This is a genomic window from Streptomyces sp. NPDC051018, assembly GCF_044456085.1.
GTDB lineage: Bacteria > Actinomycetota > Actinomycetes > Streptomycetales > Streptomycetaceae > Streptomyces.
Genome location: NZ_JBITFN010000020.1, coordinates 4,632 through 27,123 on the forward strand (window position 1 = coordinate 4,632; position 22,492 = coordinate 27,123).

Annotated in this window: 13 protein-coding genes and 1 pseudogene; 10 read left to right on the forward strand and 4 right to left on the reverse strand. The window is 70.5% G+C overall.

Going from position 1 to position 22,492, the window contains the following annotated elements:
• The 9 genes and pseudogenes from ACIBCM_RS27935 to ACIBCM_RS27975 form a co-directional block, all read left to right on the forward strand.
• Window positions 1-4,223, forward strand: a 4,223-nt coding sequence (locus tag ACIBCM_RS27935; RefSeq protein WP_399247884.1) for a HAMP domain-containing protein, incomplete at its 5' end; no start/stop codon positions are given.
• Window positions 4,224-4,498: 275 nt separating this feature from the next.
• Window positions 4,499-5,182, forward strand: coding sequence for a two-component system response regulator (locus ACIBCM_RS27940; protein ID WP_389272257.1), 684 nt, complete (start codon window positions 4,499-4,501; stop codon window positions 5,180-5,182).
• A gap of 362 nt (window positions 5,183-5,544) precedes the next feature.
• Entirely contained in the window at window positions 5,545-8,316 is a 2,772-nt protein-coding gene (locus ACIBCM_RS27945) for a DNA translocase FtsK (RefSeq protein ID WP_399247886.1), read from the forward strand.
• 504 nt (window positions 8,317-8,820) lie between these two features.
• Window positions 8,821-9,654: a helix-turn-helix domain-containing protein gene (locus ACIBCM_RS27950; protein ID WP_399247888.1), complete on the forward strand. Its 834-nt coding sequence runs from the start codon at window positions 8,821-8,823 to the stop codon at window positions 9,652-9,654.
• A gap of 119 nt (window positions 9,655-9,773) precedes the next feature.
• Window positions 9,774-11,240, forward strand: a pseudogene (gene rimO / locus ACIBCM_RS27955) (30S ribosomal protein S12 methylthiotransferase RimO); the annotation flags it as partial.
• 209 nt (window positions 11,241-11,449) lie between these two features.
• Window positions 11,450-12,115, forward strand: a complete 666-nt coding sequence (pgsA, locus tag ACIBCM_RS27960) for a CDP-diacylglycerol--glycerol-3-phosphate 3-phosphatidyltransferase (RefSeq protein ID WP_399247890.1) — start codon at window positions 11,450-11,452, stop codon at window positions 12,113-12,115.
• Window positions 12,112-12,633, forward strand: a complete 522-nt coding sequence (locus ACIBCM_RS27965) for a CinA family protein (protein WP_399247892.1) — start codon at window positions 12,112-12,114, stop codon at window positions 12,631-12,633. Before pgsA ends, ACIBCM_RS27965 begins: the two co-directional genes overlap by 4 nt.
• A gap of 109 nt (window positions 12,634-12,742) precedes the next feature.
• Window positions 12,743-13,126, forward strand: a complete 384-nt coding sequence (locus ACIBCM_RS27970) for a helix-turn-helix domain-containing protein (RefSeq protein ID WP_019889909.1) — start codon at window positions 12,743-12,745, stop codon at window positions 13,124-13,126.
• A gap of 520 nt (window positions 13,127-13,646) precedes the next feature.
• Window positions 13,647-14,117 carry a Dps family protein gene (locus ACIBCM_RS27975; protein ID WP_399247895.1) on the forward strand — a complete coding sequence of 157 codons (471 nt, stop codon included), beginning with the start codon at window positions 13,647-13,649 and terminating at the stop codon, window positions 14,115-14,117.
• Between the two features lie 327 nt (window positions 14,118-14,444).
• On the opposite strand, the gene ACIBCM_RS27980 is transcribed toward ACIBCM_RS27975, so the two are convergent.
• Window positions 14,445-14,870: a hypothetical protein gene (locus tag ACIBCM_RS27980; protein WP_399247897.1), complete on the reverse strand. Its 426-nt coding sequence runs from the start codon at window positions 14,868-14,870 to the stop codon at window positions 14,445-14,447.
• 656 nt (window positions 14,871-15,526) lie between these two features.
• Between ACIBCM_RS27980 and ACIBCM_RS27985 the strand changes: the two genes are divergently transcribed.
• On the forward strand, window positions 15,527-15,859 hold the full coding sequence (locus tag ACIBCM_RS27985) for a hypothetical protein (protein WP_399247899.1): 333 nt from the start codon (window positions 15,527-15,529) through the stop codon (window positions 15,857-15,859).
• Here ACIBCM_RS27985 and ACIBCM_RS27990 read toward each other — a convergent pair.
• The 3 genes from ACIBCM_RS27990 to ACIBCM_RS28000 form a co-directional block, all read right to left on the reverse strand.
• The gene (locus ACIBCM_RS27990; protein ID WP_399247901.1) at window positions 15,822-16,595 is read right to left on the reverse strand and encodes an SDR family NAD(P)-dependent oxidoreductase; all 774 of its coding nucleotides are present in this window, start codon (window positions 16,593-16,595) and stop codon (window positions 15,822-15,824) included. The genes ACIBCM_RS27985 and ACIBCM_RS27990 overlap by 38 nt on opposite strands.
• 280 nt (window positions 16,596-16,875) lie before the next feature.
• Complete coding sequence (locus tag ACIBCM_RS27995; protein ID WP_399247903.1) at window positions 16,876-17,688, reverse strand: Fpg/Nei family DNA glycosylase; 813 nt, start codon at window positions 17,686-17,688, stop codon at window positions 16,876-16,878.
• Between the two features lie 35 nt (window positions 17,689-17,723).
• A complete protein-coding gene (locus ACIBCM_RS28000; RefSeq protein WP_399247905.1) occupies window positions 17,724-22,388 on the reverse strand; it encodes an ATP-dependent helicase in 4,665 nt (1,554 codons plus the stop codon).
• Window positions 22,389-22,492 lie beyond the last annotated feature (104 nt).

Sequence of the window (22,492 nt, forward strand, 5' to 3'; positions counted from 1 at the left end):
CGACGGCGGTCGCCAATGGTGATCTGTCGCAGAAGGTCACGGTCGATGTGGCCGGGGAGATGCTGGAGCTGAAGAACACCGTCAACACGATGGTGGACCAGTTGCAGTCCTTCGGTTCCGAGGTGACGCGCGTCGCCCGGGAGGTCGGTGTGGAGGGGCGCCTAGGGGGGCAGGCGGGCGTCCCCGGCGCGGCCGGGACCTGGAAGGACCTCACCGACTCGGTGAACACGGCCTTCCGTAATCTGACCGGCCAGGTACGGGACATCGCGCAGGTGACGACGGCGGTCGCCAATGGTGATCTGTCGCAGAAGGTCACGGTCGATGTGGCCGGGGAGATGCTGGAGCTGAAGAACACCGTCAACACGATGGTGGCTCAGCTGTCCTCGTTCGCCGACCAGGTCACGCGTATGGCCCGGGACGTGGGGACGGAGGGCCGTCTCGGCGGTCAGGCGCGTGTCGACGGTGTCAGCGGTACGTGGAAGGAACTGACCGACTCCGTCAACTTCATGGCGGGGAACCTGACCTCGCAGGTCCGGCAGATCGCCCAGGTGACGACGGCGGTGGCGCGGGGTGATCTGTCGCAGAAGATCGATGTGGACGCGCGGGGCGAGATTCTTGAGCTGAAGAACACCATCAACACGATGGTGGACCAGCTCTCCGCCTTTGCCGAGCAGGTGACACGGGTGGCCCGCGAGGTCGGCACCGACGGCCGGCTGGGCGGTCAGGCGCAGGTGCCGGGCGTCGCCGGTGTGTGGCGCGATCTGACGGACTCCGTGAACGGCATGGCGGGCAACCTCACCGCTCAGGTCCGTAACATCGCGCAGGTCGCCACGGCGGTGGCGCGGGGTGATCTGTCGCAGAAGATCGATGTGGACGCGCGGGGCGAGATTCTTGAGCTGAAGAACACCATCAACACGATGGTGGACCAGCTCTCGGACTTCGCCGAGCAGGTGACCATGGTCGCCCGCGAGGTCGGCACCGAGGGCATGCTGGGCGGGCAGGCGGAGGTGCAGGGCGTCTCCGGGACCTGGAAGGACCTCACCCAGTCCGTCAACTCGATGGCGAACAATCTGACGTCCCAGGTCCGCAGTATCGCCGAGGTGACCACCGCCGTCGCCAAGGGCGATCTGTCGAAGAAGATCACCGTCGACGCCAAGGGCGAGATCCTCGAACTGGTGACGACCGTGAACACGATGGTGGACCAGCTGTCCGACTTCGCGGACGAGGTGACCAGGGTCGCGCGTGAGGTCGGTACGGAGGGTGTCCTCGGCGGTCAGGCGCGGGTGCGGGGTGTCACCGGCATCTGGAAGGACCTCAGTGACAACGTCAATCTGATGGCCAACAACCTGACCAACCAGGTGCGCAACATCGCCCGGGTCTCGGCGGCCGTCGCCAACGGCGATCTGACGAAGAAGGTGACGGTCGAGGCCCGCGGTGAGTTCGCGGAGCTGGCCGAGACCGTCAATACGATGGTGACGACCCTGTCGTCGTTCGCGGACGAGGTCACGCGGGTCGCGCGCGAGGTGGGTACCGAGGGCGAACTCGGCGGTCAGGCACAGGTCCCGGGGGTCTCCGGCACCTGGAAGGACCTCACCGAGTCGGTGAACTCGATGGCGTCCAATCTGACCTGGCAGGTGCGGCAGATCGCCACTGTCACCACCGCGATCGCCAAGGGCGATCTCACCAGGAAGATCGACATCGACGCCCGGGGCGAGATCCTGGAGCTGAAGACCACCATCAACACGATGGTCGACCAGCTCTCCTCGTTCGCCGGGGAGGTCACCCGGGTGGCCCGGGAAGTGGGTACGGACGGGCAGTTGGGCGGTCAGGCCCGCGTACGGGACGTCGACGGCACCTGGCGCGATCTGACCGAGTCCGTGAACGAGATGGCCGGGAATCTGACCCGGCAGGTGCGCGCGATCGCCGCCGTCGCCACCGCGGTGACCCGCGGTGATCTCAATCTGAAGATCGATGTGGACGCGGCCGGGGAGATCCAGGTCCTCCAGGACAACATCAACACGATGATCGCGAATCTGCGGGACACCACACTCGCCAATGAGGAGCAGGACTGGCTCAAGGGCAATCTGGCCCGGATCTCCGGTCTGATGCAGGGCAGGCGCGATCTCGACGATGTGGCCTCCCTGATCATGAGCGAGCTGACGCCGGTGGTCTCGGCGCAGCACGGCGCGTTCTTCCTTGCGATGCCGACGGGCGGCAGCTCGGATGTCTCGGGCAGCGGGGAGATCTCGTACGAGCTGGTCATGCGCGGCAGTTACGGCTACTCCGCCGGTCTGATGCCCACGTCGTTCCGGCCGGGAGAGACGCTGATCGGGACGGCGGCGGAGGAGAAGCGGACGATTCAGGTCAATGTGCCGCCGGGGTATCTGAAGATCTCCTCGGGGCTCGGGGAGGCGTCTCCGGCGCATGTGATCGTGCTGCCGGTGCTCTTCGAGGGGAAGGTGCTCGGGGTGATCGAGCTGGCGTCGTTCCAGCCGTTCACCCAGATCCAGCGGGACTTCCTGAACCAGATCGCCGAGATGATCGCGACGAGTGTCAACACCATCAGTGTGAACACCAAGACCGAGGTGCTGCTGAAGCAGTCGCAGGAGCTGACCGAGCAGCTACGCGAGCGGTCGGCCGAGCTGGAGAACCGGCAGAAGGCGCTCCAGTCGTCCAACGCGGAGCTGGAGGAGAAGGCGGAGCTGCTGGCGCAGCAGAACCGTGATATCGAGGTCAAGAACACCGAGATCGAAGAGGCCCGGCAGGTGCTGGAGGAGCGGGCCGAGCAGCTGGCGGTCTCGATGCGCTACAAGAGCGAGTTCCTGGCGAATATGTCGCACGAGCTGCGGACACCGCTGAACTCGCTGCTCATCCTGGCGAAGCTCCTCGCGGACAACGCGGAGGGGAATCTCTCGCCCAAGCAGGTGGAGTTCGCCGAGACGATCCACGGCGCCGGTTCGGATCTGCTGCAGCTGATCAACGACATCCTCGATCTGTCGAAGGTCGAGGCGGGCAAGATGGACGTCAGCCCGACCCGGATCGCGCTGGTGCAGCTGGTCGACTATGTGGAGGCCACCTTCCGGCCCCTGACGGCGGAGAAGGGGCTCGACTTCTCCGTACGGGTCTCTCCGGAACTGCCCGCGACCCTGCACACCGACGAGCAGCGGCTCCTTCAGGTGCTGCGCAATCTGCTGTCGAACGCGGTGAAGTTCACCGACTCCGGTGCGGTGGAGCTGGTGATCCGGCCGGCGAGCGCGGATGTGCCGCAGTCGATCCGGGAGCAGCTGCTGGAAGTCGGCTCGCTCCAGGACCCGGACGCCGATCTGATCGCCTTCTCGGTCACCGACACCGGGATCGGGATCGCGGCGGGCAAGATGCGGGTGATCTTCGAGGCGTTCAAACAGGCCGACGGGACGACGAGCCGCAAGTACGGCGGTACGGGGCTGGGGCTCTCGATCAGCCGGGAGATCGCGCGGCTGCTCGGCGGTGAGATCCACGCGGCGAGTGAACCCGGCCGTGGCTCGACGTTCACGCTCTATCTGCCCCTTCACCCCAGTGAACCGCCGGCCGGCGGCTCGGGGCCGGGGGCCGACCAGATGGCGGAGATCAGCGCTCCGACCGAGCGGCCCGAGCGGATGGTGCCGGGTGAGTCCGGTCCGGCCGCGCTCTTCCGCCGTCGCCGCAAGGCGCTGAGCGGTGCGCGGGAGCGGGCGGCGCTTCCCACGGCCGCAGGGCAGGCGGACGGCGGAGCCGGGTCCGGGCAGGAGGGCGCGGCCGGGAGGGCCCGGGGCGGCCGGGACGAGGGGCCCCAGGAGGCGGCCCCGGAGCCGAGGCGTACGTTCAGCTTCGACAATGAGAAGGTACTGATCGTCGACGACGACATCCGCAATGTCTTCGCGCTCACCAGCGTGCTGGAGCAGCACGGTCTGTCGGTGCTGTACGCGGAGAACGGCCGGGAGGGTATCGAAGTCCTGGAGCAGCACGACGATGTGACGGTCGTGCTGATGGACATCATGATGCCGGAGATGGACGGGTATGCCACGACGACCGCGATCCGCAGGATGCCGCAGTTCGCGGGGCTGCCGATCATCGCGCTGACCGCCAAGGCGATGAAGGGCGACCGGGAGAAGGCCATCGAGTCGGGTGCCTCCGACTATGTGACCAAGCCGGTGGATCCCGACCATCTGCTCTCGGTGATGGAGCAGTGGATGCGAGGAAAGTGAGCGAATTGTGTTCGGATCTCTGTCAGTTGTTGACTGACTGTGGCTGAAGGTGTGTGAGACGGTGTGTTTCGGGGAACCTTCTGGTCTCCCGCTGCGTTTCCGCTGCGTGCACAGTGACATCCCGGTGACAGGGTGTGTCGACGGGCAGGGTGCGGCTACCATGACCGGCACAAGGACGGGCGGCGCAAGGGAGTCGTCCCCTGGGGCGGCGCCCGGTGCGCCCTCCGTGCTCATGGAGCCGGGGAGGCCCCAAGCCGGGGCGAGGAGGACGGGGCATGGTGCAGAAGGCCAAGATCCTCCTGGTCGATGACCGGCCGGAGAATCTGCTGGCGCTGGAGGCCATTCTCTCCGCGCTCGATCAGACGCTGGTGCGGGCATCGTCAGGGGAGGAAGCGCTCAAGGCGCTGCTGACAGACGACTTCGCGGTCATTCTGCTTGATGTGCAAATGCCCGGAATGGATGGTTTCGAGACGGCCGCACACATCAAGCGGCGTGAGCGGACGCGGGACATCCCGATCATCTTCCTCACCGCGATCAACCACGGCCCCCACCACACCTTCCGGGGATACGCGGCCGGCGCGGTCGACTACATCTCGAAGCCGTTCGACCCCTGGGTGCTGCGTGCCAAGGTGTCGGTCTTCGTCGAGCTGTATATGAAGAACTGCCAACTGCGCGAGCAGGCGGCCCTGCTGCGGCTCCAGCTCGAAGGCGGCGGCAGGCCCGCGGCGGGATCCAACAACAAGGAGCCGGCCGGGCTGCTCGCCGAGCTGTCCGCGCGGCTCGCGGCGGTCGAGGAGCAGGCCGAAGCGCTCTCCAAGCAGCTCGACGACGACTCCGCCGACGCGGCGGCCGTCGCCACCGCCGCCCATCTCGAACGCAAACTCACGGGTTTGCGCAGGGCCCTGGACGCACTGGAGCCCGGCACCGGCGGAGCGCCGACGCTGCCCTCGCAGAACTGACGGGGTGGCCGGAAAGGTGCCCCACCGGTAGGTCCCAGCTGGGACGGGCGTCCAGCAGAGGTCCGAAGCCCCTGCGCGCCGTACGCGCGCGGGCCGGGGGAGCGCTGTCGCGGCGTGGCCACCTCGTTCTGATCCGATCCGCGGAAAACGCGCGGCGGCCGGGCAAAAGGCCGGGCAGTGGCGGGGCGGGACAGGCAGGGGCGGGCCCGCCGCGTCGCGCATGAAGGGCCATGCCGCGAGGAACGGCTCGCTCACGCTCGGTGGCTGAGGGGGCGTCACCTCGGCGCCTCTCCGGGGCGACACGTGGGGGTGAACCCGTGGGACACGTGTCCCACGCCTCTCGCACCGGTAACCTCACCATCATGGCCTCACGTACGTCCGGCAAGGGTTCCCAGGGCACGGCCGGCACCGCGAAGCCGCGCCCCGGGCGTACGAGCGGTGCCCCCGCGGCCGCGAAGAAGGCGGCTCCCGCGAAAAAGGCGGCGGCCAAGAAGTCCGCACCCGCGAAAAAGGCAACTGCCAAGCCGCCCAGGAAAGCGGCGGCCAAGAAGCCCGCGCCCAAGCCGGCGCCGTCGCCCACAGGGGGCGTGTATCGGCTCGCGCGCGCCCTCTGGCTCGGTCTCGCGCACGCCGTGGGAGCGATGTTCCGCGGTATAGGGCGTGGAGCCAAGGGACTCGACCCCGCCCACCGCAAGGACGGCCTCGCACTGCTGCTGCTGGGCCTCTCCCTGATCGTCGCGGCCGGGACCTGGTCCAATCTGCGCGGCCCGGTCGGCGACCTGGTCGAGATGCTGGTGACCGGTGCCTTCGGCCGGCTCGACCTGCTGGTGCCGATACTGCTGGGCGCGATCGCCGTGCGCCTGATCCTGTATCCCGAGAAGCCCGACGCCAACGGCCGGATCGTGATCGGCCTCTCCGCCCTCGTCATCGGCGTACTCGGCCAGGTCCACATCGCCTGTGGCTCCCCGGGACGGGACGACGGCACCGAGGCCATGCAGGACGCCGGCGGTCTGATCGGCTGGGCCGCGTCCAGGCCGCTGATCTTCGCCATGGGCGAGGTGCTCGCCGTACCGCTGCTCCTTCTGCTCACGGTGTTCGGTCTGCTCGTGGTCACGGCGACGCCCGTGAACGCCATTCCGCAGCGTCTGCGGCAGCTCGGTGTCAGGCTCGGTCTCATCCAGCCCGGGTACGAGCCCGGCGCGGACGGTGAGGCCACCGGTGACGACGAGCGTTACGAGGAGCAGTGGCGTGATGCCGTACCCGTGCGCGGGCGGCGCTCCGCGCGCCGGAGCGATGCGCCGGAGTACGACCCCGACCAGGCCGAGGCCGATGCCCTCCGGCGCCGCAGGCCCCGCAGGGCGTCCGTGCAGCCCGCCATGGACCGTCCGATGGACGCCGTGGACGTGGCGGCGGCAGCGGCGGCGGCCCTCGACGGCGCCGTGTACAACGGTCTGCCGCCCTCCCCGCTGGTCGCCGATCTGACCAAGGACGTCACGGCCGACCGGCAGCGGGCCGCGTCCCCGGTGCCGTCGGCGCGTGAGCCGGAGCGGCCCCCCGCCGGACCCGGGGCGGGTTCTTCCGTACCGGACCTCACCAAACCCGCGCCCGAGGAGAGCCAGCCGCTTCCGCCGCGTGCCGAACAGCTCCAGCTCGCCGGGGACATCACCTACTCCCTGCCCTCGCTCGATCTGCTGGAGCGCGGCGGCCCCGGGAAGACGCGCAGCGCCGCCAATGACGCCGTGGTCGCCTCGCTGACGCAGGTCTTCACGGAGTTCAAGGTCGACGCGGCCGTCACCGGGTTCACCCGGGGGCCGACGGTCACACGTTACGAGGTCGAGCTGGGCCCGGCCGTGAAGGTCGAGCGGATCACCGCGCTCACCAAGAACATCGCGTACGCCGTCGCCAGCCCCGATGTCCGGATCATCTCCCCGATCCCCGGCAAGTCCGCGGTCGGGATCGAGATTCCCAACACCGACCGCGAGATGGTCAACCTCGGTGATGTGCTGCGGCTGGCGGACGCGGCCGAGGACGACCATCCGATGCTGGTGGCGCTCGGCAAGGACGTGGAGGGGGGCTATGTGATGGCCAACCTCGCGAAGATGCCGCATGTGCTCGTCGCGGGCGCGACCGGATCCGGCAAGTCGTCCTGCATCAACTGCCTGATCACCTCGATCATGATAAGGGCGACCCCCGAGGACGTCCGGATGGTGCTCGTCGACCCCAAGCGGGTCGAGCTGACCGCGTACGAGGGCATTCCGCATCTGATCACGCCGATCATCACCAACCCCAAGCGCGCGGCCGAGGCGCTCCAGTGGGTCGTGCGCGAGATGGATCTGCGCTACGACGACCTGGCGGCGTTCGGGTACCGGCACATCGACGACTTCAACCAGGCCATTCGCAATGGCAAGGTCAAGCTGCCGGAGGGCAGCGAACGCGAGCTCCAGCCCTACCCGTATCTGCTGGTCATCGTGGACGAGCTGGCGGATCTGATGATGGTCGCCCCGCGCGATGTGGAGGACGCGATCGTCCGGATCACCCAGCTGGCGCGCGCGGCCGGGATCCATCTGGTGCTGGCCACCCAGCGGCCGTCCGTCGATGTGGTCACCGGTCTGATCAAGGCGAATGTGCCCTCGCGGCTCGCCTTCGCCACCTCGTCGCTCGCCGACAGCCGGGTCATCCTGGACCAGCCAGGCGCGGAGAAGCTGATCGGCAAGGGCGACGGGCTCTTCCTGCCGATGGGCGCGAACAAGCCGACTCGTATGCAGGGCGCCTTCGTGACCGAGGAGGAGGTCGCGGCCGTCGTCCAGCACTGCAAGGACCAGATGGCCCCCGTCTTCCGCGACGACGTCACGGTCGGCAGCAAGCAGAAGAAGGAAATCGACGAGGACATCGGCGACGACCTCGATCTGCTGTGCCAGGCCGCCGAACTGGTCGTCTCCACCCAGTTCGGGTCCACGTCCATGCTCCAGCGCAAGCTGCGCGTCGGCTTCGCCAAGGCGGGCCGGCTGATGGATCTGATGGAGTCCCGGAACATCGTCGGACCCAGCGAGGGCTCCAAGGCGCGTGACGTTCTGGTGAAGCCCGACGAATTGGATGGAGTGCTGGCCGTGATCCGGGGGGAGTCTCCCTCCTAGGACGTCCGAGGCGTCCTGGGCGTCAGCGCGTCGGGGCGTCACGGCGTCCCGGAGCCAGGCGTCACCGGCCGAGGATCGGAGCGAGGAGGCGGGGACTGGCCTTCAGATGCCGCTCAGACGTCGGTGTCCGCCCCGGCTCCGGCTTCCGCTTCGGCGTCGGTGTCCGCTCCGGTTCCGCCGGCGGTGGCCCTGGCTCCGGTTCAGGTGTCGGTTCGGTGTCGGTTCAGGTGTCGGCGGGTGTCCCCCGGGGCCCGTCCGGCCCCTTCGGGAGAGGCGCCTCCCGCCATTCGGGCGGGCGCGACTCACCCGTACGGGAGGCAGAGCAACCGTTTCCCCCGGCGCTACGTCAAGTTGGAGAAGGGGACGGAAAAATGCGTTCCACCATCACGGATGTGCCGGCCATTCCGATGGCGTACAAAGTCCCTCCGACCGGTTGCCCCACCCTTTCGTACCACCCATAGACTGAACCTCCGGCAGGTGGTTACACGCTCGAAAGGCGCCCTCGTGTCCATCGGCAACTCCCCCGAAGACGACCGGCCTTCCGACCAGGACGCCCGGCCTTCGGTCGGCTACGTGCTCCAGCAGGCCCGTATCGATTCCGGCCTGACCGTCGACGAGGTCAGTGCCACCACCCGCGTACGCGTCCCGATCGTCCACGCGATCGAGGAGGACGACTTCTCCCGCAGCGGCGGCGACGTCTACGCCCGCGGGCACATCCGCATGATCGCGCGCGCCGTCGGCCTCGACCCGGCCCCGCTGGTCGAGCAGTACGACGCCGAGCACGGCGGGCGGCCGGCGCCGACCCCCGCCGCGCCGCTGTTCGAGGCCGAGCGGATCCGGCCCGAGCCCCGCCGCCCCAATTGGACCGCGGCGATGGTCGCCGCGATCGTCGCCGTGGTCGGATTCGTCGGCTTCACCCTCTTCAGCGGCGACAGCGACGACGGCGGCAAGAGCGGTCAGGTGGCGGAGGGCCCCACGGCCGACAAGTCGAGCGGCACGAAGAAGCCGTCCACCGACAAGCCCCCCGGCCCCAAGCCTGTCCCGTCGGGGAGCGACGCCATCGCCGCCGTGCCCAAGGACAAGGTGACGGTGAAGCTGACCGTGCTCCAGGGCAGGAGCTGGATTTCGGCCAAGTCCCACAACGGCAAGCAGATCTTCGACGGAACGCTCGAAAAGGGCGAGTCCAAGATCTTCCAGGACGACCGGCGCATCGACCTCGTCCTCGGGAACGCGGGGGCGATCGAACTGTTCGTGAACGGCAAGCAGGTCCGGAACGAGTTCGAGCCCGGCCAGGTCGAGCGGCTCTCGTACACCAGGGGAGACCCCGAGGCAGGCTAGAACAAGCGATTCCCAGGGCCGGTTCACACGGCTGACACCGCAGCTCGCAGGGCCCCCGGCGCCGCAAGGCCGGGAGCCTCGGGCAAGGGTGCCCGCCTGGACGAAGTAGTGTTGAGCCCATGCCCGAACGCCGTACCGTCGCCCTCGTCACTCTTGGCTGCGCCCGTAACGAGGTGGACTCGGAGGAGCTAGCAGGCCGTCTGGCAGCGGACGGCTGGGAGCTGGTCGAGGAAGCCGCCGACGCGGATGTCGCGGTCGTCAACACCTGCGGCTTCGTCGAAGCGGCCAAGAAGGACTCCGTCGACGCCCTCCTGGAAGCCAACGATCTCAAGGACCACGGCCGCACCCAGGCCGTGGTCGCCGTCGGCTGCATGGCCGAGCGGTACGGCAAGGAACTGGCCGACGCGCTGCCCGAGGCCGACGGCGTCCTGGGCTTCGACGACTACGCCGATATCTCCGACCGGCTCCAGACCATCCTCAGCGGTGGTGTCCACGCCTCGCACACTCCCCGTGACCGGCGCAAACTCCTTCCGCTCAGCCCGGTCGAGCGCCAGGGGGCGACCGATGTGGCCCTCCCCGGGCACGGCGGGGCCGCCGTGCTTCCCGAGGCGCCCGCCGATCTCCCCGAGGGAGTCGCGCCGGTCTCCGGCCCTCGCGCACCACTGCGGCGCAGGCTCGGCACCAGCCCCGTCGCGTCCGTCAAGCTCGCCTCCGGCTGTGACCGGCGGTGCACCTTCTGCGCCATCCCGTCGTTCCGGGGCTCCTTCATCTCCCGGCGCCCCGGCGACGTCCTCGGGGAGACGCGCTGGCTGGCCGAGCAGGGCGTGAAGGAGGTCATGCTCGTCTCGGAGAACAACACCTCGTACGGCAAGGACCTCGGCGACATCCGGCTGCTGGAGACGCTGCTTCCGGAGCTGGCGGCGGTCGACGGCATCGAGCGGGTCCGGGTCAGCTATCTCCAGCCCGCCGAGATGCGGCCCGGGCTGATCGATGTGCTGACCTCCACACCCGGCGTCGCGCCCTACTTCGATCTCTCCTTCCAGCACTCCGCGGCCGGGGTGCTGCGGTCGATGCGGCGCTTCGGCGACACCGAGCGCTTCCTCGACCTGCTGGAGACCATCAGGGCCAAGGCCCCGGACGCCGGTGTGCGCTCGAACTTCATCGTCGGTTTCCCGGGCGAGAGCGAGGCGGACTTCGCCGAGCTGGAGCGCTTTCTCACCGAGGCGCGGCTGGACGCCATCGGGGTGTTCGGCTACTCGGACGAGGAGGGTACGGAGGCGGCCTCGTACCCGGACAAGCTGGACGAGGAGATCGTCGCCGAGCGTCTCGCGCATCTGTCCCGGCTGGCGGACGAGCTGACCGCGCAGCGCGCCGAGGAGCGGATCGGGGAGAGCCTGGTCGTGCTCGTCGAGTCCGTCGACGGCGAGGACGGCGCGATCGGCCGGGCCGCTCACCAGGCGCCGGAGACGGACGGCCAGGTCGTCTTCACCTCCCGCGAGGGACTGGTACCCGGCAGCATGGTCAGGGCCGAGGCCGTCGGTACGGAGGGTGTCGACCTGGTGGCCCGGTACCGCGGTCTTCCGGAAGGGGATCATCAGGTTCCTGCGGTGGGTGCGGTGGCAGCCGGTACGGGTGCGGCTCCGGGGCCGGAGCATGCGGTCACGGTGGGTGCCGGTGCTCCTGGTACCGGTACCGCGGCTCCGGCCGGCGCCGGGCAGACGGTGACCCTGGCCGCCTCGCATGCCTCCGGCGGGCCGGAGGGCGGCCGCCGGGTCCCGGGCGAGGAGGCGGGCAGATGACCGGAGTGCCGGCATCCGCGGGGGGCGGGACCGGAAGGCCCGCACCCGGCGGCAAGCTGGGCGCTGCGGCCGTCAATCAGGCCAGCCTCTGGAACATCGCCAACATCCTGACCATGATCCGGCTGGTGCTGGTGCCCGCCTTCGTGCTGCTGATGCTCCAGGACGGCGGATACGATCCGGTCTGGCGGGCCTGGGCCTGGGCCGCGTTCGCCGTCGCCATGATCACCGACGTTTTCGACGGCCATCTCGCACGTTCGTACAACCTTGTCACCGACTTCGGGAAGATCGCCGATCCGATCGCCGACAAGGCGATCATGGCGGCCGGTCTGATCACCCTGTCCGCGCTCGGCGATCTGCCGTGGTGGGTGACCGGTGTGATCCTCTTCCGTGAGCTGGGGATCACGCTGATGCGGTTCTGGGTGATCCGGCATGGAGTGATTCCGGCCAGCCGCGGCGGAAAGCTCAAGACCCTCGCCCAGGGCACGGCAGTCGGGATGTACGTCCTGGCGCTGACCGGGGGGCTGGCGACGCTCCGATTCTGGGTGATGGCCCTCGCCGTCGTGCTGACGGTCGTCACGGGCCTGGACTATGTACGCCAGGCGGTCATGCTGAGGCGCAGGGGACTGGCCAAGGAGCGCGGCACCGCCCTGGACGAGCGGTGACGCAGGCCCGCACCACGGCGGAGCGGGTGCTCGCGCTGCTTGCGGAGCGTGGCGAGACCCTTGCCGTCGCCGAGTCCCTCACGGGCGGTCTGGTGGCCGCGGAGCTGACCTCCGTACCCGGGGCATCGGCGGCCTTCCGCGGGTCCGTGACGGCCTATGCGACGGCTCTCAAACAGGAGCTTCTCGGTGTGGACGGGACCCTTCTGGCGGAGCGTGGCGCGGTGGACCCCGAGGTGGCGCGGCAGATGGCGGCGGGAGTCCGGACCGCCCTGGGGGCGGACTGGGGCATCGCCACGACCGGCGTCGCGGGCCCCGAGCCCCAGGACGGCCGCCCGGTCGGAACGGTCTTCGTGGCCGTATCGCGACCCCGCGGAGGTGAGAAAGTGGCCGCGCTGCGGTTGAACGGCAGCCGGGCGGAAATCCGTAGAGAGAGTGTACGGAGCGTGCTCGGGCTGCTCTCCGGCGAACTCCGGGAAAATGCGCGGGCACAGGATACGGAACAGAACGGGGGGAATTGATGTTTGCAGCCCTGAGTGAACACGACATCGCTCCCCGCACGGCCGCAGCGCGAGGCGGTACGGTGGGGCGTGAAGGATGCGGCTACGCGGTCCGAGGAGGGAGCCACCGATGATTCTGCTCCGTCGCCTGTTGGGTGACGTGCTGCGTCGGCAGCGCCAGCGCCAGGGCCGTACTCTGCGCGAAGTCTCCTCGTCCGCCCGAGTTTCGCTCGGCTATCTTTCCGAGGTGGAGCGGGGGCAGAAGGAGGCTTCCTCCGAGCTGCTCTCCGCGATTTGCGACGCGCTTGACGTACGGATGTCCGAGCTCATGCGTGAAGTGAGCGACGAACTCTCGCTGGCCGAGCTGGCCGAGTCGGCAGCGGCGAGTGAGCCGGTGCCTGCGCCAGTACGCCCGATGCTCAATTCCGTCTCCGTGACGTCGGTGGCGGGTGTGCCGACGGAGCGGGTGACGATCAAGGCGCCGGCGGAGGCCGTCGACGTCGTTGCTGCCTGACCCGTCGTCCCTGCGGCCCCTGTGCCGCCGGTGCGAGGTTCGGAGCGGTCCGGTTCGAGTGGCTCGGTTCAGGTCCGAGCCGTAGTGAATACGGGCCGAGCCCCGGTCGCTGCCCCGTGAGGGCGGCGGGCCGGGGTTTCTGCGTTGGGCGGGGTTGTTGCGTTGGCCGGGGCTTTTCGTTGGGCGGGTTTTTTCGTTGGGCGTGAGTGGGTACCCGCGGTGATGGCCTGGTCATGGGCGTGGAGACGGGTACCAGGTGTGCGGTCTGCCCGAGGCGCGGGGTGCCGGGGCGGTGCTCCCGGGTGGGGGTGGTCGCTCAGGGGTGTGCGTGGGGCGCGGTGGCTGTGCGGGGTTCTGGGGCCGGTGGCCGGTGACCTGTGGCTTCGGCCCTCCGGGATGATCGACCGACCGGATCAGTACCGGGGTGAGGGCGGTGAGGGCATCGCGTACCCCCCGAAATGTTCCGTCGAGGCCGATATGTCATGGTGGGACATGGTTGTGCAATCGACTGGAGGAACGCATGTCTGTCGTGAAGAGCCCGCTGTCCGATGCCGACCTGAAGACGGTCGGAGAAGCACTTCAGGGGGCGCTCGTCGATCTGGTGGACCTCGGGCTCGTGGCCAAGCAGGTCCATTGGAATGTCATGGGGCCGCGCTTCCGTTCCGTCCATCTCCAGCTCGACGAGGTCGTCGACACCGCCCGGCTGCACTCGGACACCGTGGCGGAGCGCTGCTCGGCGATCGGGGTGACCCCGGACGGGCGTGCCGCCACCGTGGCTGCCCAGAGCGCGATCGGCACTACCCCCGACGGCTGGATCAAGGACGTCGACGCCGTCCGCATCCTGGTGGACGGGCTCGGCGCGGTGATCGCCCGTATGCGTGAGCGCATCGCGGCGACCGCGGATCCGGACCCGGTGAGCCAGGACATCCTGATCGGGCTCACGGCCGACCTGGAGAAGCACGCGTGGATGTTCCAGGCCGAGAGCGTCTGACCTGGTCGGTGGCGCCTGGCGAGCCGGAGGTTCTGTGGTCGGCAGGTTCGGTGGTCCGGGAGGTTCGGCGGTTCCGTGACCTGATCGATCAGCCTTCTGGTGGGCGGTGGCCGCCTGCCGCATCCGGGGGCGTCCGTCAGGCGGCCCCTGATGGCGAGGAAGAGGGTCCCGAGGCCCCCGAGGAGTTGCGCACTCCTCGGGGGCCGTCGTGCTTCCAGGGGCGGGGTGCCGGGCACGGGCCGAAGGTCTGCCGGTGGCGGACAGGGGGTGTGGCGTCCGGGCGATACGGATTCGGTGCCGGTGCCGGTGTCTGCCCGGGAGCTGTGACTACACCTTGCAGAATCCGTCCTTCAGGGCCTGGTTGAGCTCCTTGCCCTGTGACTCGCTCGTGTTCACACCCTTGTAGCTGAAGCGCTGCGCCGCGAGCCAGTCCAGCTTGGGGGCCTTCGCGTGGATCGCCGCGCACTGGTTCAGCGCGCCGAGGACGGCCTTCTCCTCGTGCTTGGCCGCGTCCGGGGCCACCTTGGCGATGGTGGCGATCAGTTCGGCGCGCTCGGCCCCGGTGGGCTCCTCCGGGACGCCCGCGGCCTTGCGGGCACTCGCCTGTTGCTCCGAGGTCACTCCGTCGGCAGTGCCGGTGCCCTGGGTTGACGGCTTGTCCGAGGCCCGCTTCTCCGGCTCGGGCTCCGCACCGCAGGCGGTGAGAGTCAGGAGCACGCTGATGACGGCGGCCGTGGTGATGCGGGTACGCATGTTTCTCCTGGGACAGTTGTTGGGACCGTCATCATCGAGCACCTGTGCGCATGGCGTGGGGAAAACGGCGAAGCGCGCACCCCGGCGGGGTCATCGGTGTCCTGGCACACCGGACTTGTCATGCCTTGGCGGTCGCGGTCGGCGGGAGCGGGGGTGCGTTGTGGGCGTGAACCGCGTGCGTCCGGCGTTCTCGGGGTGGAGTGGGTCCATGGGCGTGTGGGGGGTGCGGGGCGGGAGGGCCCGCGAGGCGGACAGGAGGGCTTCTCGGGCTCAGCCGGGCCCCGAATGGGCGTGCCGTCCGTTCTGCATGGTTCTGGATGCGGCACGGGTGGTCCCGGGGGAGACTTCCGATGGATGTTCCGGGCGCAGGTGCGTGGACCGGGAGCGTACGGGCCGTGTGAGCCCCCTGGGCGGGCCCGGCGCCCGGTGCCGGGCGTACGACTGTCGTGCCGGTGCCAGGTGCTGATGTATGCGTTTGGCGCCTGGCCGGTACTTCGGGCCGGTCCGGTGTACGGGTCCGGCGAACGGAGCCATGGACCCGTGGACAGGCGTGTGGGCACTCCGCGCGCGCCCAGGTCCCGTGCGCCGGGCTTGCATCCGGTGCGCCTCCCTCGGTGGGGTGGCGCCGGGCTAGCGTGGACCGGAGGGAGGCAGCCATGGTGCGACGCGAGTGCGTCCTCGTGCCGGTGGCCGCTCGCGGGCTCGTGCTGGCCGTGCTGATGGGCGGCGGGCTGTGGTGGTGGGCCGTCCTGAGGCTGGTGCTCGTACCGGAGCGGACCGGGCTCGTGGAAGGAGCCGTGGCCGCAGGCGGGTGGGGGCTGAGCCTGCTGCCGGTCCATGTGACGGCGTTCAGAGGCACTTCCGCGGGTGCGGGTGCGGGTGCCGGTGGTACGGGTGGTGCTGTGGGTGCCGATGGTACGGGCGCTGTCGGGGATGCCGGGGGCGGTGAGGTCACCAGGGCATGGCGACACCGCCGTTCGGGCGGATGATCTGACCGGTTGTGAACGAGGAAGCGTCCGAGGCCAGATACAGCACCGCGTGGGCGATGTCCTCGGGCTCTCCGACGCGGCCGAGCGGGGAGATCCGGACCATCGCCGCCTCTGCCTGCCGTTGGAGCGAGGCGTCATGGCGGTCGGTCATGGGTGTACGGACCCAGCCTGGGGCGACGGCGTTCACCCGGATGGCGTGCGGCCCCAGTTCCGTCGCGAGGGTCCGGGTCAGCTGGACCACCGCCGCCTTGGCCGCGCTGTAGCAGAGGAGGCCGGAGTTCGCGGCGTCCACGGCCCCGGAGGCCATGGTGACGAGGGAGCCGGCGGTGCCCGCCGCGATCATGGCGCGGGCCGACTCCTGGCACGCGTACAGGACGCCCTTGAAGTTGACGGCCAGCACCCGGTCGAGGTCCTCGTCCCGGGTCTCCAGGACCGTGCCGCTGTGCATGATCCCGGCGATGGCGGCGAGGATGTCGAGCCGTGCCGCCGCGGTCACGGTGGCGACCGTGGCCTTCACCTGCGCGCGGTCGGTCACATCGAGTGGGTGGACGTACGCCGTTCCACCGGCGTCGGCGATCAGTTCGCGTGTGCCGGCCAGTCCCTTCTCGTCGATATCGGCGCAGTGGACCGTGGCCCCGGCCTCGGCCAGCAGCGCGGCGGATGCCCTGCCGATCCCGCCCGCCGCCCCGGTGATCAACGCGGTCCGTCCCGTGAGGTCGTACGCCTTGAGTGGCATGCCGGGACCGTACGACCGAATCTGATGGGTAGTCAATTATCTTGCCGGGCACCGGCCCACGGGGCGGCGGGTGGGTTCGGCCGGGGAGTTCGTCGACCGGCCGGTCCAGCGGGTGGCTCGCCGGGCGGCCGGTCCGTCCCGTCCGCCGGTCCTCAGGGGGCGGTTCCGTCAGGGCGCCGATGCGTCAACGGCTGGTCCGCGAGGCTGCCGATCTGGGAGGTGACTGGCCCGTGAGGCGGCTGATCTGGGAGGCGGCTGGCCCGTGAGGGGGGCCGGTCCGTCAGGCGGTCGGGCCGGACTGACAGCCCGGGCACCAGTAGGTGACGCGCTCGCCTCCGCCGCCGTCGCCCTGGGTCGCCTTGCGGATGAGGGATCCGCAGCGCAGACAGGGCAGGCCCTCGCGGCCGTAGACGTACAGCCGGGAGCTGCGGGCGGCAGCGGTGCCTCCGGGCGTGGTCCGGCGGTCGAAGGTGCTCTTGTTCGCGTCGAGGAGCCGGTGGGCGGTGACGACCAGCCGCTCGGGAACCCCTTCGGGCAGGCCGCCGACCGGGAGCCAGGGAGTCACCCGCGCCAGGAACGCCAGCTCCGACTTGTACACATTGCCGATCCCGGCGAGATTGCGCTGGTCGAGCAGAGCCTCGCCGAGTGCGCGGCCCGGGTCGGAGAGCAGATTCGCCAGGGCCGTCCCCGTGTCCCAGTCGGGGCCCAGCAGATCCGGTCCGAGATGGCCCACGACCCCGGCCTCGTCCTCGGTGCGCAGCAGCGCCAGCACGGGCAGCCGGTAGCCGACGGCCGTGTGGGAGACATTGCCGAGGACGGCCCTGATCTGGTGCGCGGGGCCGCCGTGCCAGCGCCGGCCTGTTTCGAAGACGCGCCAGGCACCGTCCATCCGCAGATGGGAATGGAGGGTGAGGCCGCCCTCGATCCGGGTGAGGAGATGCTTGCCGCGCGGGGTGACGTCCAGCACCGTCCTGCCGGTGAGGTCGGCGGTGGCGAACCGGGGAACCCGCAGGTCGAACCGGGTGAGGCTGCGCCCGGCGAGGGCGTGGTGCAGGCGCTTCGCGGTCTGCCAGACGGTGTCTCCTTCGGGCATGACATCCATGATGCGGGACGGTGGCGTCCGCTGTGTCAGGGCCGCAGTCGCAGCCCCCGGGGTGTGGCGTGGAAGCCCGCCGACTCCAGGAGCCGGGAGAGGGGCGAGGACAGCGCCGGGACGCCGTTGGCCCGCTCTACCGTCACGGTGCCGAGCGCGCCCGCCCGGGCGGCTTCCGCGAGGGCCCCTGCCGCCGCGAGGAGCGCGGGGGAGTCGTGGTCGGCCGACCAGGCCAGCAGCGACTTTCCGCCACGCTCCATGTACAGCGTCAGCTCGCCGTCGACCAGGACCACCAGTGAGCCGGCCTTCCGGCCGGGCTTGTGGCCGGCCCCGTCCGGGGGCTCGGGCCAGGGCAGGGCGGCTCCGTACGCGTTGGCGGGGTCGGCGGCGGCCAGGACCACCGCCTCGGGCGCGGTACGTCCGTCGCCGCGCTCCCTGGCGGTCGCCGCCGCGCGCAGCCGGTCCACCGCGCCGTCCATGGCGAACTGGGCGGCCCCCAGCCCCTCCACCACATAACCCCTGCGCGCCTGGCCGCTGTCCTCGAAGGCGGACAGGACCCGGTACGTTGCCGAGAACCCGCCCTCGACCCCCTCGGCAGCGACCGCGCCCCGGGTCACCACCCCGTGGCGGTCCAGCAGGGTACGGGCCAGCGCGTGCGCGCGGTGCGTCGGATCGGGCTCGGCGGCCGGGAGCAGCGACCATCGGCCGCTCACGGTCGGCGGGCCGCTGCGGGAGGCGGGCCGGGCCGCCGCCGTGAGGCTTCCGTATCTGCCCCGGGGCACGGTCCGCTTCGCCCGGTGGGCCGTGGAGCCGGCGGTGCGGCCCGAGCCGAGCAGCGAACGCAGCGGTGACAATGTGTCATTGGTGAGCCGCCCGGACCAGGCGAGATCCCAGATGGAGTCGGCCAGCTGCGGATCCGTGGCGTCCGGGTGGGTGGTGGCCCGGACCTGGTCGGCGATCTGACGGAAGAACAGGCCGTACCCGGGCGCGAGGGCGGTCAGTACGGATTCGTGGAGTGCGGTGAACTCCAGGGGATGGGGCCGGGGGAGGAGCATCGGCGCGGCATCGGCGAGATAGAGGGAGATCCAGCCGTCCTTGCCCGGCAGAGCGCCCGCGCCCGCCCAGACGACCTCGCCGGTGGTGGTCAACTCGTCCAGCAGGGCCGGGCCGTACCCCTGGACGCGGGAGGGCAGGATCAGCTTCTCCAGTGCGGAGGCGGGGACGGCGGCTCCCTGGAGCTGCTCGATCGCTCGCGCCAGCCCGTCGATCCCGCGCAGACCGTGGCCGCCCAGATGCTGCCACTGGGGGAGGAAGGTGGCGAGCGCGGCCGGCGGGACGGGCTCCAGCTCATGGCGCAGCGCCGCCAGGGAGCGGCGGCGCAGCCGGCGCAGCACGGTCGCGTCGCACCACTCCCGGCCGATGCCGGAGGGATGGAACTCGCCCTGCACCACCCGGCCTCCCGCGGCCAGCCGCTGAAGGGCCCCGTCCGTGACGGCCGCGCCGAGACCGAAGCGCTCCGCCGCCTGTGCCGAGGTGAACGGGCCGTGGGTGCGGGCGAACCGGGCCAGCAGATCGCCCAGCGGATCCCTGACGGGCTCGGTGAACGCCTCCGGGACTCCCACCGGCAGCGCGGTGCCCAGCGCGTCCCGCAGCCGGCCGGCGTCCTCGACCGCCGCCCAGCGGTCCTCGCCCGCGACCCTGACCCGGATCGCCCGGCGGGACTTGGCGAGCTCTTCCGGCCAGCGTGGATCCGAGCCGCGCTCGGCCAGTTCGGCGTCGGTCAGCGGGCCCAGCACCCGCAGCAGATCGGCGACACCCTCCTCGTCCTTGATCCGACGGTCCTCGGTGAGCCACTGGAGCTCGCGCTCCAGCTCGGTGAGGACATCGGGGTCGAGCAGCTCACGCAGCTCGGCCTGGCCCAGCAGCTCGGAGAGGAGCCGGGAGTCCAGGGAGAGGGCTGCCGCGCGCCGCTCGGCGAGCGGTGAGTCCCCCTCGTACAGGAACTGGGCGACATAGCCGAAGAGAAGTGAGCGGGCGAAGGGCGAGGGCTCGGGTGTCGTCACCTCGACCATCCGGACCCTGCGGGACTCGATGTCGCCCATCAACTCGGTGAGTCCCGGCACGTCGAAAACGTCCTGGAGGCATTCCCGCACCGCTTCGAGGACGATCGGGAAGGAGCCGAACTCGCCGGCCACTTGGAGCAGCTGGGCCGCGCGCTGGCGCTGCTGCCACAGCGGAGTGCGCTTGCCGGGATCGCGCCGGGGCAGCAGGAGGGCCCGCGCGGCGCACTCGCGGAACCGTGAGGCGAACAGCGCGGAGCCGCCCACCTGGTCCGTGACGATCGAGGCGATCTCGCCCTTGTCGAAGAGGGCGTCGGCCGCTCCTACGGGGGCCTGCTCGCTGTCGAACGCCGTGTCCGTATGGACCGGGTCCTGGTCGAGCAGGTCCAGGCCCATCAGATCGGCGTCCGGGAGCCGCAGCACGATGCCGTCGTCGGCGTGCATCACCTGTGCGTCCATGCCGTACCGCTCGGCGAGGCGGGCGCCGAGGGCCAGTGCCCAGGGTGCGTGCACCTGGGCGCCGAAGGGGGAGTGGATCACCACCCGCCAGTCGCCCAGCTCGTCGCGGAACCGCTCCACGAGGATCGTCCGGTCGTCGGGCACATGCCCGCAGGCGCGGCGCTGCTCGTCGAGATAGGCGAGGACATTGTCGGCGGCCCAGGCGTCCAGGCCCGCGGCCAGCAGTCTCAGCCGGCCGTCCTCCTCGGAGAGGGCGCCGACCTCCCTCAGGAACGCGCCCACCGCGCGCCCCAGTTCGAGCGGTCGGCCCAGCTGGTCGCCCTTCCAGAACGGCAGCCTGCCCGGCACCCCGGGGGCGGGGGACACCAGCACCCTGTCCCGGGTGATGTCCTCGATACGCCAGGAGGTGGTGCCCAGGGTGAAGACATCGCCCACCCTCGACTCGTACACCATCTCCTCGTCCAGCTCCCCGACCCGCCCCCCGCCCTTCTTGGGGTCCGCGCCCGCGAGGAAGACGCCGAACAGCCCGCGGTCGGGGATCGTGCCGCCCGAGGTCACGGCCAGGCGCTGTGCGCCCGGCCTGCCGGTGACGGTGCCCGCCACCCGGTCCCAGACCACACGGGGACGCAGCTCGGCGAAGGCATCGGAGGGATAGCGTCCGGCGAGCATGTCGAGGACGGCCGTGAAGGCCGATTCCGGCAGCGAGGCGAACGGCGCGGCCCGGCGCGTCAGCGCCAGCAGGTCGTCCGCCTGCCAGGTGTCCAGCGCGACCATGGCGACCAACTGCTGCGCCAGCACGTCCAGCGGATTGGACGGGATCCGCAGCGCCTCGATGGAGCCCGTGCGCATCCGCTCGGTGACCACGGCGGCCTGGACCAGATCGCCCCGGTACTTCGGGAAGACGACACCCGTGGAGACCGCGCCGACCTGATGGCCCGCACGGCCCACCCGCTGGAGGCCGGAGGCCACGGACGGCGGTGACTCGACCTGGACGACCAGATCCACCGCGCCCATGTCGATGCCCAGCTCAAGGCTGGAGGTGGCCACCACGGCGGGCAGCCGGCCCGCCTTGAGATCCTCCTCCACCAGGGCGCGCTGCTCCTTGGAGACCGAGCCGTGGTGCGCGCGGGCGAGCAGGGCAGGGGCGCCCTGAGCGGCACCCGACTGGGCCATGATCTCGGCCGGTGTGCCCGCCCCGGGCCGGCCGGTGGCGGAGTCGGGCGAGTCGAACGGGGTGCCGGTGGCTCTCTCGTACGCGATCTCGTTCAGCCGGTTGCACAGGCGCTCGGCCAGGCGGCGGGAGTTGGCGAAGACGATGGTGGAGCGGTGCGACTGGACGAGATCGGCGATCCTCTCCTCGACATGCGGCCAGATCGAGGGTTTGTCGCCGCCGTCACCGGAAGAGCCCGGCGAGGACTCGGAGGCCGGTGACCCGCCCAGCTCCCCCAAATCCTCGACCGGTACGACCACCGACAGATCGAACTCCTTGCCCGACCGGGGCTGGACGATCTCCACCTTCCGCCGGGGGGAGAGATACCGGGCCACCTCGTCCACCGGGCGCACCGTCGCCGACAGACCGATACGGCGGGCGGGGCGCGGCAGCAGCTCGTCCAGCCGCTCCAGCGACAGGGCGAGATGCGCGCCCCGTTTGGTCCCGGCGACCGCGTGCACCTCGTCCAGGATCACCGTCTCCACGCCCGCGAGCGCGTCCCTCGCCGAGGAGGTGAGCATCAGGAACAGCGACTCGGGTGTGGTGATCAGGATGTCCGGCGGTCTGGTGGCCAGGGACCGGCGCTCGGCGGGCGGGGTGTCGCCCGAGCGGATACCGACCCGGACCTCCGGCTCGGGAAGTCCCAGCCGCACCGACTCCTGGCGGATGCCGGTGAGCGGACTGCGGAGATTGCGCTCCACATCGACCGCCAGGGCCTTCAGCGGTGATACGTACAGCACCCGGCAGCGCATCCTGGCCTCGGCGGGCGGGGGCGTGGACGCCAGCCGGTCCAGAGCGGCCAGGAAGGCCGCGAGCGTCTTGCCCGAGCCCGTCGGGGCGACGACCAGGACGTCCGAGCCCTCCCCGATCGCCCGCCATGCCCCTTCCTGCGCGGCGGTGGGCGCGCTGAAAGCTCCCGTGAACCAGCTCCGGGTCGCGGGAGAGAAGGAGTCGAGCGCAGTCCTGGCCATGCCCCCCATCGTGCACCGCACCACTGACAATCGACGGCCGCTCCGGGAAAGTGCAGCTCAGAAGGGGTGCGGCGGCGGATGCGGCGGCGCGGGAGGCACAATGG

Excerpts from the sequence above, each read along its gene's own strand:
- ACIBCM_RS27940 (WP_389272257.1), top strand. The coding sequence starts at position 4,499 with ATGGTGCAGAAGGCCAAGATCCTCCTGGTCGATGACCGGCCGGAGAAT.
- ACIBCM_RS27945 (WP_399247886.1), top strand. The coding sequence starts at position 5,545 with ATGGCCTCACGTACGTCCGGCAAGGGTTCCCAGGGCACGGCCGGCACC.
- pgsA (WP_399247890.1), top strand. The coding sequence starts at position 11,450 with ATGACCGGAGTGCCGGCATCCGCGGGGGGCGGGACCGGAAGGCCCGCA.
- ACIBCM_RS27970 (WP_019889909.1), top strand. The coding sequence starts at position 12,743 with ATGATTCTGCTCCGTCGCCTGTTGGGTGACGTGCTGCGTCGGCAGCGC.
- ACIBCM_RS27975 (WP_399247895.1), top strand. The coding sequence starts at position 13,647 with ATGTCTGTCGTGAAGAGCCCGCTGTCCGATGCCGACCTGAAGACGGTC.
- ACIBCM_RS27980 (WP_399247897.1), bottom strand. The coding sequence starts at position 14,870 with ATGCGTACCCGCATCACCACGGCCGCCGTCATCAGCGTGCTCCTGACT.
- ACIBCM_RS27985 (WP_399247899.1), top strand. The coding sequence starts at position 15,527 with ATGGTGCGACGCGAGTGCGTCCTCGTGCCGGTGGCCGCTCGCGGGCTC.
- ACIBCM_RS27990 (WP_399247901.1), bottom strand. The coding sequence starts at position 16,595 with ATGCCACTCAAGGCGTACGACCTCACGGGACGGACCGCGTTGATCACC.
- ACIBCM_RS27995 (WP_399247903.1), bottom strand. The coding sequence starts at position 17,688 with ATGCCCGAAGGAGACACCGTCTGGCAGACCGCGAAGCGCCTGCACCAC.
- ACIBCM_RS28000 (WP_399247905.1), bottom strand. The coding sequence starts at position 22,388 with ATGGCCAGGACTGCGCTCGACTCCTTCTCTCCCGCGACCCGGAGCTGG.